Origin of the sequence: Spirosoma panaciterrae DSM 21099 (assembly GCF_000374025.1) — a bacterium.
Classification (GTDB): domain Bacteria; phylum Bacteroidota; class Bacteroidia; order Cytophagales; family Spirosomataceae; genus Spirosoma; species Spirosoma panaciterrae.
In genome coordinates this window covers 1-15,601 of the sequence record NZ_KB893191.1, presented here as the reverse complement: position 1 = coordinate 15,601, position 15,601 = coordinate 1, and the positions used below count along the sequence as shown (strand labels likewise).

The window sequence follows — 15,601 nt, the reverse complement described above, 5'->3', positions numbered from 1 at the left end:
GCTGAGGCCGTGGTCGTACACAAGGTCTGGTTGCCCGGACCCGTCAGCGTTACCAGACTGCCCGGTGTGGCTGTACCCGATACCGTTGGGCTGGTGGTCGCCGTGCCATTGTTGGCCGGAGAGGTGATGCCTACCGTGGGCGGCACCGAACAAACAGCGGATGCATTGGGCGTATTGCCAACGTATTGCTCCAACGGGATCTGATTCCCAGAAGAACCCTGCCCTGACTTTGAGTAAAAACTGTTTGGCACATTGAACCCATACGTATCCAGAGCCGCCTGAATAAAGGCATCGCCGGGGGCCATCGGCATGATTGGCCCGAAGCAGCCATTGCCCTGGAATGTAAACAACGCCACAGGTGTACCCGCCACAAATGGGCCCAAATTCGATTCGGTTGGCGATTTACCAATTACGTAATAGGCATAGCTGGGGTCCAGTACACCCGCCCCATAATCCTGCGTAATCGACCCACCACCCGATAAGGGCAGCGGTAAACCCTGTCCATATTTGACGGGTGCATTATCCCAGGTCTGCGTACCGCTGGCATTGGTAATGTTCTGAATCGTAAAGCCAATCGGTACTTTCAGGGTAAACTGGGCCGTCGATACCAATTCATTCGATCCCGAATTGTTGCCGTTCGGGGTTGAATAATCGGGAACAGCCCAGGCCGTATACGTCTGCGTGACCACATCGTAGGTCACCTGGTACTTAACGGTATTGGAGGATGTCTGAGCTAGCACTCCACGCATACTCAGGAATGCCAACGCCCCCATTATCCAGCTAAGATACCGTTTCATTTTCGAAAATTCGTTCATGTCTTTTAGCAGATAGTTAGTTGGTGAAGCCGCTTAAAATGGGCCCCAGCCAACCAGTTATGGGAGTTGTTCACGTATAATGAAGATGTTGGTACCTGAGATATTGCCGGGGTGATTGCTGGTTACGTTCAGATAAATGAAGTTCACATCAGCCCCCGTCCCCTGGAAAATCGTTTTCCCATCCAGGTTTACATCGCCCGTGTTGTAGCCATTCAAGACATAGGTGGGTGAACCCGTAATGTTGGCCGGACCCTTTACCTGCAAGGCTATTGCCGATACATCGTTGCTCGTCCCCTGGTAAATCACCACCTTGTCCTGCAAGGCGTTCCCGGCCCACATGGCCATCCCCTGCGCAACACTTACCTGCGACTGATTGGTCAATGCCGTACTGATCCGGTAAGTAGACGTGGCTGGATTCCGAAAATCCACAACGGTTCCCGTGAGCGACAGAGGAACAGCAGTAGCCGTCATTACGCCCAGGTGGTTGCGGTGCCGAACGGCCACATAATAATTCCCGGCCGCTGCCTGACTAAACTGAATGGGCGTTACGCCATCCACATCCACAATGTCGCCATCCCGCTGCACCAGCGCCGACCGGCTATCCACGACAAGGCTAAAATTGGACGGACTACGCAGTTCGACAAACACCCAGTCGACAATGGCATCGTTGCCGGTTACCCCAAACACAGCGGCTGTATTACTAACTGGCTGGGTCGATGTTAAGGCACTCCAGCTCGTGTAAGGGCTGCTGGCAGGCAGGCGGTTACCGGCCCGCAGATCGTCGCGCATGACGCCATTGGCAGCCGTTACCCCAAACAATGCCCCCTGCAACCACACTTTTGCCTGAAGCGGTAAAGGGCAGTTGGTCAGGGTAGCCGTTACGGGCGTTACGGCCGTGCCGCTATAACAGTTGTTGACCGGATCGTAGATCGCAGCATAGTAGGTGCCTGCCGGTAGTGAACTTACGTTCGTGAGCTGATTGGCCGCCGTTGCCGGTACCCCCGAATGCCAGGTCAGGGTCGTGTTGGCGGGCTGATTGGTCGCCACGATGTTCGACAAATTGACGGTCGGTGCCGGACATACGTTACTGACCTGCGTGGTGCTTAACGCGGGCGCTACCGTAGCCAGACAGCATACCGTTTGGACCACCACAATGGGCGATACATTACTGTAACAGTACGAACTATTGCTGGCATCGTAGGTCTTATAGGCGGCATAGTAGGTCGTGACCGTACTTGCGGTGGCTACCGTTGTACTGGATAGCTGGTTGGCCGCCGATGGTGTAGACCCACTATGGTAGGTTACCGTGGCGCTGGCAGGCACACTGGTGGCATCCACGGCGGTCGATAAATCGACAATCGTGGCCGGACAGGTGTTGGTAAGCACCCGAAGGGATGAGGGCTGACTATAACAGGCTGGCGTACCGCCATAATTATATACGGCATAGTATATACCTGGCGTAGCTGCGGTAACCTGCGAGCCGGTAATGAGGTTGGCGGCACTAATCGGTAATCCATTGTGCCACTCCAACGTCGCTCCCGATGGGGGTGCCGTACTCGGTTGATGGGTAGTCAGGTCTACGGGCGTTTGTGCGTAGACGTTCATACCTATACAAAGTAAACACAGCAACCATCCAATAGCCCGTAATGGAATTATATATAGCTTCTTCACATCGATCTATTTTTGATTGTTTAGCTACTGACAGATGGGTTCTGTACTGAAAAAAAGGCAAGCGAATAGCCCCTGGTATTCTGGATGAATACCCGTTTACGGACAGGCCGTAGGCTGTTTCGCTTATCGGTTTCGATCAATACGGACCATCGTCCATTATTTCAGCGCGGGGCCAACAGTAGGCACACAAGATAATGTCCAGACGTTCGAAACGGTCTGCTTGGGAGGGCTCGTTAAATTGGCAGAGCAACTTCCTGCCGAACCAATGGTAAAATTCAGGGTTCCGAGTGTGGACCCGTCGTAGTCCAATGGAATATAGAATTGCTTTGTGCCCGTACTAGTAGCCGTTACAGACGTGACCCCATTTGCTAAACTCATTCCAGACCCACTTACAGTAACAGGAAATACGCCGGGGCTGGTAATATTTACGGTGACTACCAAAACAACCTGACCTGGTGTACCTGATACTGGGGCTGGGTTGAGCTGGGTTTGAGCGCAGTCAATAGTTCCAGCAGCAGGGGGTGTACTCAACCCTATCCCAATTGCTGTAATGCCCGACTGCATTGTACCGCTCAATGTACTGTTTTCGGTATTTCCAGAAGCCCCACTACTACCCGATAGATTCACCCATTGACTACCGTTCCAGCCAATCAGCCGTAACTGTGTGGCCGGACCTAAAGCCGACACATCGGGAATCGACACACTGACCGTTACGCCAGCCGCCGAGCCGCTACTGACTACCCAATCCCACTGACCTACGGTGCTCACTGCCGTAATTCCCGTTCCTAACGAGGATGTACTGTGCGTAGTACCATCGGTAGGGTCCGTTGTGGATCCTGGGTTACCAAGTATCCAGGCAGTTCCAACCACTAGCCCATTCGCAATGGAGCCACTGGTTGTGAGAGCCCGTAGATCGCTGCCCGTGCCAACAGGAAACGTAAAGCCCTGATTAGCAACCTGCACATAGTGTTTTACATACCCATTTATATTATGGGTATCATCAGCTCCCGTATAAGTTGCAGTGCCATATGCTGCAAAATAGCCCTGTGGAGATGTACGAGCTGTACCCCAGGATGTGGAGGTAGTAAGACTAATGGTGCCAAAGTTAGCAGCCTCTCCTCCCGAAAACACATAGTTACCTGTCTGGGCCAGAGTTATCGTTGACAGCAGCAAGCAGCAAAGCCATAGCATGGCCCTTGCGCTTCTAGTTAATAATTTCAAGTTTACATACATATCTTGAATTTCTTTGAGTTTTGAAAACCTAACTCCTATTCTTGTCGGTAAGAATTCCCAAAAAGATCAGTATAAACGCTCTTTATGACCCTAGCCGAAAAGATAAGAGCATAAAAAACCTTTCCCATTACAATCAGTGGGACCTGTACAGATGTCAAATCTTTATTTCTTGTAGATTAATACCGGTTAATTACTAGGGTCTTTAGACCTGAAGCAGTACCTCCTATACGCTGAGTCAATAAATTGTAAAATAAAGGAGATGAATTCCAGCCTGGTATAAGCGAAGACTCAACAGACATCATCACGTTATGCCCATTTAAAGCAGTTGTCACCTCTCCTATCATTTGCCAGTTATTCCAGTTATTAACTGTAAAGGTTATAACCGAGTTACCTCCAAACGGGCCAGTGCCACCAACACCTCCCCAAGCCACAACAGTTGCACAATTAATAGTCACATTTCCGGTCGGTAGAACAGTTAACCGACACTGATAACTTAATCCACCTGAACCATTATTAATAGTTCTAAATTCAAATGGTCCAGAGAAAACAGTCTTGGTTGGCTGGTAGTCTCCATAGTATTGAATCTTCCTAGTCTCAGTTCCTGTATTATCGTTGAAAGAATTGTTTTGACTTATTAACTTATCCCATTTGGTCCCGTTCCACATATAAAGGGTATTAGCTTCGACATCATTGGGGTCGGTACCGGCATTGGCCGTATTGACTACTACCAATCCTGTTGCTGGTGAGGGTATGGTGGTCACATCAGTAATGCTGGTTAAAGCTACCCGAGGTGGTAAAAATCCTTTATTAGTACTTTCAACTTCTAGTACTGCAGAAGGATTGATAGAGCCTGGATTATTCCCCACTTTTAACTGAGCAAATACGCTGGTTGAACTAACCGCCAAAATGATTGACAAAGCTGAAATGACCTTAAAAATCGTAGTTGTTTTCATTGCTTGAATTTGATTTTGATTTAGACCAGTAAGTCAGAATGAATGAATGAATGAATAGAGATACCGTTCCGGCCTCTAACGTACGGCTGTATACGATAGACAGCGAGCGGTTTATTCTGATCGGGCTTGATAGGGCTCACCTCGTCGGATAGAGGGATTTCCCAGCCAGTTTACCAAACCCGTTATGCGCGTGCAGGCTTTTCGTTTGGCGGCAACAAGCACCGCCCGGTGGGCTGCGATCTCGGCATTCAGGAACTATCTGTCATAAGCGTGTTTATCGTTTTAAGGGTTAGCGATTGGGTTATACGATTTTTTGTTGTTGATGAAGTGATTCCCGTAAAGGCAATAGGCTCCCCGGCCACAGCTTTGCGGCTTTTTTGTATTTGACTACCGATCCTGAGCCGCCCCCTTTCCGGTAGGCATTGGAATCGCTCAGGGGTAAGTAGCCCCTGTTGTCAGGTACGTTGCCGATGCATGTGAGGTAGTACGCACAGGGCCAATACGGCACGATCAGAAGTACCCGTCAAAAGTCTATTTTACGCGCATCAAGTAGTTGGGTCAGGTGTTCTGGAGGAGCTTCTTCGGTTGCGATGTGGTTTTGCTGGTTCGTGACTATTTCAGGGAGTAGTGTACACAATGAAACAATCAATTCGGGTGGTAGTCAATAGAAGGTTCGACTAGACGCTTGCTGGCAAGGGCCTGAATGTCAACTTAAACGGATGTTTAGCCCTTCCTGTAATGACCGATAGAAGGCAAACGTCATCCTTATTCGGCCACGAATCGTACGGGGTTAATGTCATAAAGTGGTTCAGAATTAGTCAGGTTCGTTGGGGATTAATTAAACAATAGACGACAATTGATTTCTGAGTTCTGGATAAAGCGTAAGAGGCAGAAAGCTGGGTACCTGGCCAAAGATCATCACATGGATGGTTTTGTTTGGCCAGGCAAACACGCGGGAAAAGGCATCAATAAAATGTGATCGTATACTTCATTCATAGGCTATAGTTGGTTCGTGGTTTATGGATTGTATACGGGTTAAGGGTTAGCTAAAAAGTAGTTCACTTATTGTCAAAGAAACGTACCTACCAAAGCAATACTTTTGTAAGTTGTATCCTTTTTTGAGTCTGAGGCATTTCTCATAAAAGAATTCGTTTCTGAAACTAATTGACTACTAATCTGCTCAATAAACATACAAAACAGGTGCCATGAACAGGGGGTATCCTATTTCCTGTAAATTCATGTAGATTATTTTAAATGAACTGCCCGATCCCCTTAACCAAAAAGCCTATGCATAAATAAAAAACGCATAGACCATAAAATACCGGTTGACACGTAGAAAATATAACGAATGACCTGCTTATTCTACTCATACGACCGTTTATAGTAAATGAACATGAGAAATCAGTAAATGAACGCAGTCTTACGCAACGTGGTCCGGTTAACACTGTCACGGTTATTGCTTTACTTTTTTTACAATTAGGATCACTACTATTTGTACAAAATGCCACCAGATTAACCTAACGATAAGTCGTGCCAACTGTATAGCTCCATGCGATCATAAGTATAGCCTACACACAGCATACCCTCTTTCCCGGTGCCTGGTTGACTAACCCACCGCGAATTCTTTATAAGCAATCACGCAAATTTAACTGAACTATATTTAAGCCCGTTTTTGTCATTCCGACGCAGGAGGAATCTTCGGATATAAGCAGAAAAGCCAGGTTTATCCGAAGATTCCTCCTGCGTCGGAATGACAAAAAATAATGCAATCTGATTTTGCGTGACTGCTTAGGAATAAACAGGGCGAAAACAGGCTACAGGCTTTATCAGGCAGCCTTCAGACCGGAGTTAGCCATTCGGACCGGAAACGGGCGAGATGCGCTCCCCTCAACTAACGGTATCCATTCTACGTCTGAACTCATCGACTTTCGTTCTTGCCACCAATACATCATAGTCGAGCAGAGCGATTTGCAAATGCAGTTTTCGGGTATTCCCTTCAATGTGCCGTACTTTCTGGAGATTGACAATAAAGCTGCGGTGGGTCCGCATGAAAAGGGGGTAGTTGACCAGCAATTCTTCAACTAAACTTATATTGATACGCAAAAGGGTTTTTTCTAATTTCTCACCTTTATTATGCCAGAAAATTAATACATAATTTCCCTGCGACTGAATTGCATAAATTTGATTGGGCAAGAGTTGAAGAACATCCCGATCATATTCCATAAATTTAATAAATTCCTGCTGAGGGCTAATTATAGGTACGCGATTTGCCGGACTGAGTAGTATATCCGAATTATGCGTACCATTTAGTTTATTTATTTTTTCTGATTCACTTATTATATCTTTTTCAGCAGAAGCAACTACATTTCCATTGATTGGCTTTCCTTCTAACTGGAAAAGATTATTTTTTTCCAGAATATAATTATTATAAAAGTAAAAAGCAACGGCAGGCATACTAAATCCAATAGCCAAATGCAAAGGCATAGCCCATTGCCAGATTATATTAAAAAAGGAATTGACAATTATGGCCAATAAACAATTTACTAGATAAATAGCAATTAAAATTTTTATCTGAACAATTACGACCGCTTTTTTGTCATCATCTGTAGTAACAACAATGGGCCTTTTCCAAATCGTATTCCATTTTTTAAATACGATTAAGCCTACAAAAACAATCGCTACAGGTGTACAACTTATATTTAAAATAAACCATAGCAACCATCTACTATCCTGTGTATTTAAACGCCCCATCATGGCGTTAAAAAGCCCGTTAAATGTCAGATTATACAATGTGCCGACAATAGTCCAGCTAATAAGCATTTTCAACGACCAAGTATTATTAACGTATTTCGGCTCGCTTATTGAAGAAAGCTTCATATATGGGTTTTTGTTACGGAAAAGAGTACGTGGGGAATTGATTTATCCATAAAGCGTCTGCAACGCAGGGGTTCTGACCCGTGTGTTCGTCAAACTTTTTAGATAATCCCTGAGAAGATTGCGAATAAAAAGAGTAATGGCATAAACCTGCTCAACAAGTTAGCTATCGGAGAGAAATATCTTATTTGAGCCATCCAGCGGCAAAATTGGGGCTTGGGGTCCAGTTTATGTCTGCGTAAAAGCATCTGTTTAGCTGATGTATGTCATAGTACGCACTCAATACAACTCATTTTCAGGCGGCTGCTCGCCAAAGAACTGTGTCCTCAAAAAAGGAGGGGTCTTATTCTCTCCGCTTTGGGGACAGCCTAACATGTACTTATACCCTGTGCTTGATACTACTGATCTGACTCCGATTTAGACCATCGGTGTTCCTGGATAATAAACGACTCGGCAGCCCTACACCACCACCCTGATAAAAGCTGAACGGAAACCGCGCATTCGTATGAATCTCTTTGACATCATAACCCAGTTCATAGGATTTATCAGAGCCTCAGTTGAATAGCCTCTTCCCATTTGAAGTGTAATTTTTAGAGTCACAACTGAGCAATGAGAATACACATTTGGACACATATAATAGATATGTAGTTGCTTTTTATTAATCTAATGTGCGGCAAAAGTAACTGCTACACGGTACATTTCGTAAGCTTATTTCACGTATTAGACGTATTTTTTCTGCCACTTCGTACCATAATGGTCCATTTTGTCAATTTACCCCTCAAATCACTTGCGTTATGTCCCAAACCCGGCAATCTTAGCCGTCGAAATAGCGATTCTGGGCGTTCCAGAGCGTTATTTCGTCAGAAAGCTGAGGGCAACAACAAGCCTATTTTTGAACAATCTTCCTCTTTTTTTTCCATCACATGTACGCACATCATGAATCGGTTTACTGCTTTTGGGGCAAAAGGCCAGACTAAACAGGGTGAGCAGATCATTTGACGTAAGGTTTTTAAGTAGAGTCAGTACCTGGTAAAACCAGACATCCGATCTGGTCATTGAATCAATCATGGCTTGGGCAACCGGCCTGAGCCATGATTTGTATGCCAGTGGCCCAATCGCCCCAAGGGGTCTGCGCGCCCACTGGCTAGTTTGCACATGCCTATTGTTTGCTCAACGCATTGAGTTAAGCCTGGTATTCCTGTTAACATCTGGATAAGCATTTAACGTAGCCCATACCTACGTCGCGGATTGTAGCATACATATGCCACAGGCTCATTGCCCGGTTGCGTCCTCTGGCATTTCCAGTAGCTATTTCAAATGTGTATTAAACACACGATTTGAGGCCCCTCAAAGCTTTTTTGGCCCTGAAAACATAAAAAACCAACTAACTGAATCCCTTTATATAAACTTTCTTTCTGATAACATCCACCATGTACACAAGCCTATTAATCGAAAAAGACCCTATTTATTCAGAACGGCTATTAAGCCTACTTCAGAAAACACAGTTATTTGAACACTGCCATGTTAGTCCGTCCGGAATCGATGGATTACTAAATTTCACCAAATTTCCCTATGATGTCGTCTTTATAAGCCTGCCTTTATCCGACATTTCCGGTTTAGACCTTGTCAGAACCTTCTCGAATTTACAGGTCTCTATCATTGTAATTTCTGATACGATTGAAGAGGCTGTAAGCTGTTATGAGTTTGGCGTTGTCGACTTCTTAAAAAGAGGGTTTTCATACGAACGGCTCATATTATCGATAAATCGAGCCTTTAATCGTATCAATCGGCAGCCCAATCGCATCCAACCAACAGACGCAAAAGTAGTACAAGCTGAAAAGTCACACTTTTTTAAAATAGGACGGAAGATCGAGTATTTCTCGTTAGATGATATTATCTACCTTGAAGGGTATGGCGTTTATTGCAAAGTACATTTAGAAAAATCGTATGTCATTAGCAATATACGGCTGTTGAAATTAGCTAGCGAACTTCGCAGTAAAGGGTTTATTCGCGTCCATAAATCATTCATCGTAAATACGTCAAAAATCAAACGAATTGATAGCCGATATGTAAGTCTGCTGAATGAAGTTAAAATACCGATTGGGTCTAAATATCGGGTGGTCATCAAGTCATTCATGGATAGTTTTACACCAGCCGAAAAACAATCCAGGCTCAAAGCTACCTCGTTAAATCTTACGTAATAGGACTATCGAGCCTACATACCGTACAGTTGGTACCATGAAAATAGCGGGTACCAACTGTACGGGTAAGTTGTGTTTTGTTCATTTTTAAAACGCTACATCAATAGCTTATCACCAGAGCAAGTTAAAAATTTAACGGCCCATATGGAATTGATAATTAGCTCAATTCAATAACAGCAGACCGAAACACATCTGGATTAATCCAATACTCACTCCGCTTCTTCTTCTTGATCAGGTTATGGCGGGCTAACTCTAGAATCCCTTTATTGATATACGATCGGGGCGACTGGATGATTCGTGCTAACTGATCTAGACTAGCCGTGGCATACCCCTCACTATTCATCCTGGTACCTAGAAGCACCATGACCCGCAAGGAAATTGGGCTTAGAACCACTAACAAATTAATCGTATAGTCGCGGGCCGTAAAAAGCACGGCATGTTGTTGTCCTTTACTACTTGCGTACGGATTTCGGTTATGATTATGTAGAACGTTGGCTGCCATTTTGTAAATTATTGAGTTTTTGATAACACCAGAATAGAATAAACCTATTCTTTGGGTTCTTATGGTTTTGGCCTAACAGACTCACTATCTGTTTTTTACCCATACATCGATCGACTTGCCCCTATTGGACTACTAAAATCTGGAGCTGAGGAACAGTCATTATCAAGTTTTTCAGGAGCCAGATATAGTGGGCTATTCGGGCAGAAATTCATCATGCCAGAATAGAATCCAGTAGTTTTTATTTAAAATGCATGACCTTTCTCTCAATTAAATTGACACTTCTTTCATTTAGAAGTACCCATTCTTCTATTTCAAATTGAGGATGGCTTGAGCGAGCGCATCAGGAGACTACCGACTCAGCTTCCACGGGTACCTATGCCGTTTTTTTCATCCCCCGGCTCAGTCACAACCCAACCTGAAAAAACAATCCTTATTTTTCATCATCGAACCAATAGGTAGCCATTCCTTTTTTAAAACAGGTATTAGCTCCATTCAACGCATACGGTGTAGCCTTGAAGTAGCTTAATGATGCCTGTTGGCCAGTCTTCCAGCCAGCTACCTCCCTATCATTCCGATAGCGAAACGACAACAACAGGACATTGTGCTGCAACCTAGCTCCAAAACCAATCCATCAGCCGGTAGCTAAACCTCATCCAGCGCCCCTCTCATCACCCTACAGCGCCGTTCTAGGTTAGCCTTAACCAACGACAGCCCAGCCTTAGTAAATTCACAGAACTCGTTATGAAGCTGAGGAAGGGAGGGAGGAAGGAAGGTTAGATATTGGCTAAATGGAGTAACCCATCTTGAGCTAGCTCATTGTAAGATTTTCCGCAATTAACAGGCAAGAAAATCTGACAATCGTCGGTCAACTCCTGCCACTCTATCGCCACCAGCTCACACAGGAAATCATGCAAACGGTATGGGCTATACGTTCGCATCAGATCCTGAAAACGAGCCCGATAATAGGATCGACGGCGTGAACTTAAATCGCGCCAAAAACGAGGGTTATCAGCTTGATTATACAACTTCTGTTCAGCCGCCGTTACATTGACGCCATAGAGTGGTTCGACGACGACACAATCCTTGACAAGTTGGTGCAGCTTCGCGCCTAACCCAGCCAGTTTAGCGGGCTCCGTTAAATCCAATAACCGCCGGATGCCCAGGGATTGCAGTTCCCGCATATGATGGCAATCGTACTCGATCCGAAGAATTGGTTCGGGCCGATGGTACTGCGTGCCTTTATCGTACACCTTCAGCCGATAATTGGTTAAGCTACACTCAACTCCTAGCCCGGCTCCCCGTATCGTTCTCATCTCGATAAAAGGCAGACGCCCCTGATAAGCCACGAACAGCGGAATTAGGTATTCAGGCGAAAAGTAGGGTTGAGGCATACTGGACAGCTCCAGATTTACGCCAGCTTCCAGGCCATGCAGCCACCCTTGCGAGAAATCGTACCCAAACCGCTCCGAGAGCGACCAGATGTCCGTTACAAAGTCAGCCAGGGTATAACGGGAGTAGTTATGCGCCCCCTCATTATGAAACTTAGCCCACGACCCTTTCATCATCACTTTACCTGATTTCATATTGATATCGAATGAAAAGTTTTGATACTTCTCATTGGTCCAATACCGTTTGACGATTGGACTACCTCGCTCCCGTACTTCATCAAAGCGCAGCTCATCCCGTTCCAGCAGGATCTCGATCAGATCGGCTGGATAGCTGATGGTCGTGTTACAGATCGGCATGGCTGTCGGCTTTAGGCTCTGATGGGTCAACCGCTGTCCCAATGCGCTGCCTAGTCATGATGCACCTCCTCTCCATTTAGATAAGCCAGCAATTCCGCTTTAAAAAAATAAAGCCGGTTGAAGCGTTTCCGGTGCGGGATGCGCTTTACATGTTGATAAAGGGTTTGTTCGGCAATGCCTAAAAATTCGGCTGCCTCCGTAACGGACAGGGGCCTATCGTCAGGGACTGACGAAGTGGTAGGATCGAGCCGTTGGGCAAGGCTCAGCATCGTTTCTTTTATCGTGCTGAGATCGTCCTGAAGTTGTTGAAAATTGACTAACATCGGCGTTTTTGTTAAAACCGATGCAAAACAGATAAACTAAAATACGGCAAATCAAGCGTCACGTATGGGGTCACGTATAGTTTGTTTATGGTTTGTAGCGTATTGGTTTGGTCTTTGGCGTTGCATACTCTTGGGTCAGAGTATCATAAACCGATCGATGGTTCAACGGATAGCTTTCTCCTTGGCGTACCACTTGAAACCATCGGACCAACCAGGCAGCAATCTCCGTTTTTTCATTCTGAATATGCCCATTTTCCTTAGCCTGCCTAAACACATACGCAATACTATTTTGCGGACGATCTCGTACCGTAATTCGCTGCGCAATCGTCTGCCCATCAAGCAGCGCCTTCAACGAAACTTGGTCGAGTTCATTCAGATAGGGCTGAAACGCTTTCAGTAGCGGCTCAATTTGATTGTCATCAATATTAATTCGCATCGATACTTCCTGAGCAGTATGTAGCCTATCACTTTGTTCAACCTGATGGGCTTGAAAGGCGAGATGGTCACTCAGCTCCTTTTCTTTCAGTTCATGCTTACTGAGCCATTTCTGCATTATCTTGGCATAATCGGCGTCATCGACCCAACCCTTCAACCGTTCCATTTCGTCAGGAGGAATGCCTTCCGATTGGGCTTCATCGGCTCTGAATCGGAGCGATGAGGTGATTGCCTTTAGTTGAAGCAACGCTGTCTCTAAAGGTAAACAATGATAGTGCTTCCAGTAGCTTTCCCTCACCCGTTTGGCATCATAGCGAATACACGTCAGTAGTCGCTCCAACGCCTGTCGCACGATCGTTTCCTCATACTCAACTCCAGCCTCCGCTACTTGCCACGCCGTCTGCACGAACTGCACCCTGATGTACTCGTTAACCAGCCCATCCGGTAAACAATCCCCAATAAGTGATTGAATGGCTTCACTTACGCCCATAAAATAGTTGACCAGCCGATTCCAATCGATAAGAACGTAGGCCGGAAATGACAGAACCCATCGATCCTCATCGTCGATCTTCATAGCCGGTACCAAGTACCGTACTTTCTGATGGAACATGGCTAAACCAGCATTCAGATTGGGTGAGATGACTTCCCATCGCATACCGTTTTCAGTTTGAACATTCCCCCTGTAAAAAGCTCGAATTTGCTGGCCCAGTACCTGGATGGGCTGGCTGTCTGGCTGGTCATTTACCTTCATCATCAGGTGTTCGGCAAGCCAGAAAGGAGCTTCTACTAAATCGCCCTCGGAAAGTTTGGTTGACACAGTTACCTCCATGGTTAAAGGCAGTTTAAAAATTGCTGGATATCCTCTTCTTCAAATTGCCCCAAATAATGCTCCGTCGACTGTACACTAGCATGCCCTACTTGTTGCCCAATAAAGGCCACGGATGCCCCATTCCGAAGCAAGGTGGTGGCAAATGAATGGCGGGCGGAGTACGTACCTAGCTTACTATCGATGCCCAGCGATTCGGCAATACGGCCCATCCATTTATTCGTATGCTTGATGACCTGGGCGACAATCGCCTTTTCTCGTTTGGCGTCCGTAACCCCATTCAGGAAAGGAAATATATAGGCCTCAGCGGATCGTTTCCCACTAGCCCATCGCTCAATAATCACCCAGGTTTCAGGCCTAAGCTGAACGCGAACCGGCACGACATCACCTTTTTTGGTTAACCGGGTTTTCTGGCGAACGAAATAGAAGCAATTCGCTTTCTGGTCTATATCCCGCCAGCGTAACCGACACAGATCAGCCATATTCAAGCCGTTCGAATAATAGGTGAATAGCCATAAATCATGGGCTCTTTGCTCTCCATTCTCCGCATTAGGTTGGTATTTCTTTATAGCATTGAGATCCTTCTTAGACAAGGCTTTCTTCGGGTTACGTCCACCCGGAATCAGATACCGATTTCGACCAAAGGGATATTCCTTCGCGGTTATGATCCCTTCCTCTACCGCTTGATTGAATACCGCCCGCAGGTGTCGGCAATAAATGCCAACGGTTGTCGCTGAGGCTGGCTGAGATGTCCCTTCAAGGCTTTGAGCCGCTTTGCCTTCGCGTAACATCCAGGCCTCATAGGCATTTAAGAAAGCTGGTGTAATTTGGTCAAATTTGAGGGAAGGCTGTTGAGCAAACTGTTTTCCAATAACCAGGTTGAGACCCTTTCGCTGCTTCTCCGTCAAACTTAAGATAAACCGACTGATTGACTTGGCTACCAGCCCATACATGGAAGCGGTCCCAATTCGACTCTGGCTCAATAGAGCCGTTTGCTTATCCGACAAGGCTCGAAAGATATTATTCCGTTGGGCAAGCTGTTTATCTTCTTTGCCATAGTTAGCCAACCCATTCTTAAAGCCCTCGAAGCTGAAATTTACACCCAGCTTATCGACCACTTTACGAGCTTTTGGCAAAATACCTTCAATCACTCTTTGCCGCTCATCTTTCCCGCCGTATAGGACTTGATGTAACCGGATAAATTCTTCATTCCGGATTCGATTATCCAACTCGCCCTTCATCCGATCCAGCTTTTGCCAATCGGCAACGGATACTTTCAACCCTGTTGTCACAAAACGCTTTTCCCGTTGGAAAGTCACTCGGATTTTGACGATGCCCATGTCGGGGCTTTGGATCTTTTTCTGGTCAAGAACCAGCGCAATCGTTGCCTTATTCATAGTTTATTCTTTTCTGTTAGGGATACCACAAGGGACACCACAAACATAAAGAACAAAAGCATAATATCAATAATTTAACATATTATAATTTATTAAATAACACTGACATACAGCTAGTTATTTCCTGAATATAAACAGAGTACGAGTAGCAATAAGTGAACACGTATGACTACGGATCAGGAGGTTTGGGGTTCGAATCCCTACGAGTGCACAAAAAGTCAAAAAATCCCTCAAAACAGGCTGTTTTGAGGGATTTTTGTTTTAAGTGGTACCTAAATGTGACAAAAGTCTAATTAGGATCTTCTCTATGAAATTGCAAAAAACTCGAAATTAGCTCGATTTCGAGTTTTTTTGTGAGTTAAGAGCGTGTTGGGAAATTATGTTTGGTTTACAGCCTCAAGCCGTTGTAGCATGATTTGACTGTTAGCTAAATACAGCCAAGACACCGAAGAAGATACGGTATACTCGTAATCCTTTACGATCCGCCGAAAGAAGTTGGTCCAGGCGATACTCCGTTCAACGACCCACCGCTTGGCAACGGGCACAAAACCACGCGCTGATTCAGGCCGAGCGGCTTTCTCAAAATCAATGCTCCAGCGGTCAAGCTCTTTGGCAAATACGCCATT

10 protein-coding genes and 2 pseudogenes are annotated in these 15,601 nt (G+C 45.7%); 1 reads left to right on the top strand and 11 read right to left on the bottom strand.

The window, feature by feature from the left end:
* The 5 genes and pseudogenes from B153_RS38025 to B153_RS36765 all read right to left on the bottom strand — a co-directional run.
* Positions 1–815: pseudogene (locus tag B153_RS38025) on the bottom strand (hypothetical protein); the annotation flags it as partial.
* A 57-nt stretch (positions 816–872) separates the two neighbouring features.
* The gene (locus B153_RS36775) at positions 873–2,420 is read right to left on the bottom strand and encodes a hypothetical protein (protein ID WP_020598392.1); all 1,548 of its coding nucleotides are present in this window, start codon (positions 2,418–2,420) and stop codon (positions 873–875) included.
* Between the two features lie 222 nt (positions 2,421–2,642).
* Complete coding sequence (locus B153_RS0119330) at positions 2,643–3,677, bottom strand: hypothetical protein (protein WP_020598391.1); 1,035 nt, start codon at positions 3,675–3,677, stop codon at positions 2,643–2,645.
* Between the two features lie 218 nt (positions 3,678–3,895).
* Positions 3,896–4,672 (bottom strand): hypothetical protein, encoded by a 777-nt coding sequence (locus B153_RS36770; RefSeq protein ID WP_020598390.1) that lies wholly within the window; start codon positions 4,670–4,672, stop codon positions 3,896–3,898.
* Positions 4,673–6,559: 1,887 nt separating this feature from the next.
* Positions 6,560–7,549 (bottom strand): LytR/AlgR family response regulator transcription factor, encoded by a 990-nt coding sequence (locus B153_RS36765; protein ID WP_020598388.1) that lies wholly within the window; start codon positions 7,547–7,549, stop codon positions 6,560–6,562.
* Between the two features lie 1,427 nt (positions 7,550–8,976).
* On the opposite strand from B153_RS36765, the gene B153_RS36760 reads away from it, so the two are divergent.
* Positions 8,977–9,747 carry a LytR/AlgR family response regulator transcription factor gene (locus B153_RS36760; protein WP_020598386.1) on the top strand — a complete coding sequence of 257 codons (771 nt, stop codon included), beginning with the start codon at positions 8,977–8,979 and terminating at the stop codon, positions 9,745–9,747.
* Between the two features lie 157 nt (positions 9,748–9,904).
* Here B153_RS36760 and B153_RS0119300 read toward each other — a convergent pair whose 3' ends face one another.
* The 6 genes and pseudogenes from B153_RS0119300 to B153_RS0119270 all read right to left on the bottom strand — a co-directional run.
* Positions 9,905–10,249, bottom strand: a complete 345-nt coding sequence (locus tag B153_RS0119300) for a hypothetical protein (RefSeq protein ID WP_020598385.1) — start codon at positions 10,247–10,249, stop codon at positions 9,905–9,907.
* A gap of 773 nt (positions 10,250–11,022) precedes the next feature.
* Positions 11,023–11,994 carry a hypothetical protein gene (locus B153_RS0119290; RefSeq protein ID WP_020598384.1) on the bottom strand — a complete coding sequence of 324 codons (972 nt, stop codon included), beginning with the start codon at positions 11,992–11,994 and terminating at the stop codon, positions 11,023–11,025.
* A gap of 50 nt (positions 11,995–12,044) precedes the next feature.
* Complete coding sequence (locus B153_RS35460) at positions 12,045–12,317, bottom strand: helix-turn-helix domain-containing protein (RefSeq protein WP_020598383.1); 273 nt, start codon at positions 12,315–12,317, stop codon at positions 12,045–12,047.
* A gap of 85 nt (positions 12,318–12,402) precedes the next feature.
* On the bottom strand, positions 12,403–13,581 hold the full coding sequence (locus tag B153_RS0119280; protein WP_020598382.1) for a hypothetical protein: 1,179 nt from the start codon (positions 13,579–13,581) through the stop codon (positions 12,403–12,405).
* 2 nt (positions 13,582–13,583) lie between these two features.
* On the bottom strand, positions 13,584–14,975 hold the full coding sequence (locus B153_RS0119275) for a tyrosine-type recombinase/integrase (RefSeq protein ID WP_020598381.1): 1,392 nt from the start codon (positions 14,973–14,975) through the stop codon (positions 13,584–13,586).
* A gap of 377 nt (positions 14,976–15,352) precedes the next feature.
* Positions 15,353–15,601, bottom strand: a pseudogene (locus tag B153_RS0119270) (IS5 family transposase); the annotation flags it as partial.

What these genes read in the sequence shown, in the direction of transcription:
- B153_RS36775 (WP_020598392.1), bottom strand. Translation starts at nt 2,420, where the DNA reads ATGAACGTCTACGCACAAACGCCCGTAGACCTGACTACCCATCAACCG.
- B153_RS0119330 (WP_020598391.1), bottom strand. Translation starts at nt 3,677, where the DNA reads ATGCTATGGCTTTGCTGCTTGCTGCTGTCAACGATAACTCTGGCCCAG.
- B153_RS36770 (WP_020598390.1), bottom strand. Translation starts at nt 4,672, where the DNA reads ATGAAAACAACTACGATTTTTAAGGTCATTTCAGCTTTGTCAATCATT.
- B153_RS36765 (WP_020598388.1), bottom strand. Translation starts at nt 7,549, where the DNA reads ATGAAGCTTTCTTCAATAAGCGAGCCGAAATACGTTAATAATACTTGG.
- B153_RS36760 (WP_020598386.1), top strand. Translation starts at nt 8,977, where the DNA reads ATGTACACAAGCCTATTAATCGAAAAAGACCCTATTTATTCAGAACGG.
- B153_RS0119300 (WP_020598385.1), bottom strand. Translation starts at nt 10,249, where the DNA reads ATGGCAGCCAACGTTCTACATAATCATAACCGAAATCCGTACGCAAGT.
- B153_RS0119290 (WP_020598384.1), bottom strand. Translation starts at nt 11,994, where the DNA reads ATGCCGATCTGTAACACGACCATCAGCTATCCAGCCGATCTGATCGAG.
- B153_RS35460 (WP_020598383.1), bottom strand. Translation starts at nt 12,317, where the DNA reads ATGTTAGTCAATTTTCAACAACTTCAGGACGATCTCAGCACGATAAAA.
- B153_RS0119280 (WP_020598382.1), bottom strand. Translation starts at nt 13,581, where the DNA reads ATGGAGGTAACTGTGTCAACCAAACTTTCCGAGGGCGATTTAGTAGAA.
- B153_RS0119275 (WP_020598381.1), bottom strand. Translation starts at nt 14,975, where the DNA reads ATGAATAAGGCAACGATTGCGCTGGTTCTTGACCAGAAAAAGATCCAA.